This is a genomic window from Candidatus Accumulibacter vicinus (assembly GCF_000584955.1).
Classification (GTDB): Bacteria; Pseudomonadota; Gammaproteobacteria; order Burkholderiales; family Rhodocyclaceae; genus Accumulibacter; species Accumulibacter vicinus.
In genome coordinates this window covers 57,279-57,919 of sequence record NZ_JDSS02000011.1, presented here as the reverse complement: position 1 = coordinate 57,919, position 641 = coordinate 57,279, and the positions used below count along the sequence as shown (strand labels likewise).

General features: G+C 67.7%; 1 protein-coding gene. It reads right to left on the bottom strand.

The window, feature by feature from the left end; genetic code table 11:
• Positions 1-62: 62 nt before the first annotated feature.
• On the bottom strand, positions 63-641 hold a 579-nt coding region (locus CAPSK01_RS03080), incomplete at its 5' end, for a thiamine phosphate synthase (protein ID WP_034922469.1).

The following is a 641-nucleotide window of genomic DNA, read 5'->3' as shown; positions in this document are numbered from 1 at the left end:
CGGCGCGCAGCGTACAGATTCTCAGCCGTTCCTGATTCGCAGAGGCGCCTTTGACAACGGATCTACCGCCAGCCACGCATCAGCGCGATGCCCTGTCCGCCGCAGCTCCTTGCTGTGTCGAGCATCTCCGGCTGCAAACCGCCGAGCGCATAGACCGGCAACGGCGAGCGTTCGACGAGCTGCGCGAACGCTGACCAACCGATGCCGGCGGCCTCAGGGTGGCTGGCCGTCGGCAGCAAGGGGCCGAGGACGACAAAGTCCAGCCCCAGTTCAGCCGCACGGGCCAGGTCGGCAGCGCTGTGGCACGAGGCGGCGACGCAAGTGAAATCCGGGCGCCGGTCGGTCTGCCAGAGCCGCTGCGACGAGAGGTGAACCCCCCGAGCGCCGACCGTGCGGGCAAGTTCCTGGTCGTCGTTGATCAGCACCCCCACCTGTTCATGCCTGGCTGCCAGCGCCATGACCTGGCGCGCAAAGGCGTGGCGCTGCCTTGGCGGCAGCGTTTTGTCGCGCACCTGGAACAGGCGCAATCCGTTTGCCAGGGCGTGCTGCAGCCGCTCCAGTTCGGCCGCCACGCCAGACTCCTCGGCATTGCTCAGTGCGTATAGCGACGGCAGTGCCAGCGCGCGCAGGATCGGATCGTT